General features: G+C 32.6%; 1 protein-coding gene. It reads left to right on the top strand.

The genetic code is table 11. From position 1 onward, the window contains the following. A partial coding sequence (locus CYP26_RS07630) for a methyl-accepting chemotaxis protein (RefSeq protein ID WP_258031453.1) occupies positions 1 to 437 on the top strand: 437 nt, incomplete at its 5' end. Positions 438 to 653: the final 216 nt, after the last annotated feature.

Here is a 653-nt window from a genome sequence, read left to right as displayed (position 1 = left end):
ATGCTATCTCTCAAAAGACAGCTGATGTCATAAGACAAAGTGATGAAATTAAAAACATCATAACTATCATTAGAGATATAGCAGATCAAACAAACCTTCTAGCTCTTAATGCTGCAATAGAAGCAGCCAGAGCAGGAGAGCATGGTAGAGGATTTGCAGTTGTTGCTGATGAAGTTAGAAAGCTAGCTGAGAGAACTCAAAAATCTCTAGGAGAGATAGAGGCAAATACAAATGTATTAGCTCAATCAATAAATGAGATGAGTGAATCAATTAAAGAGCAAAGTGAAGGAATCAATATGATAAATCAATCAGTTGCTCAAATAGATCACCTAACAAAAGAGAATGTTGTAATTGCCAATAAAGCCAATGAAGTAACAAGCGATGTTGATAACATGGCTAAGACAATAGTAAGTGAAGTAAGAAAGAATAAATTTTAATCAAACTACTTCATCAATCCTCATAAATTCCAACCTAGCTTAAGCTGGGTTGGGGTTTTAATCTTTTTAAATTTAATTTTTATCCAACTGCTTTAAATTTAATAATCAAAAAGCTTAAACAAAAATGCATGCAGTGCTTTAGTACAATTGCATGCGTTTTGTGTAATAGAAAGTCAGGCAAATTTTAAAATTTCATGAACGAGTAATTTCGGCTCT

This window comes from Campylobacter concisus (genome assembly GCF_002913225.1).
In the GTDB taxonomy this organism is placed as follows: Bacteria; Campylobacterota; Campylobacteria; order Campylobacterales; family Campylobacteraceae; genus Campylobacter_A; species Campylobacter_A concisus_J.
This window is presented reverse-complemented; position numbering and strand designations above follow the sequence as displayed.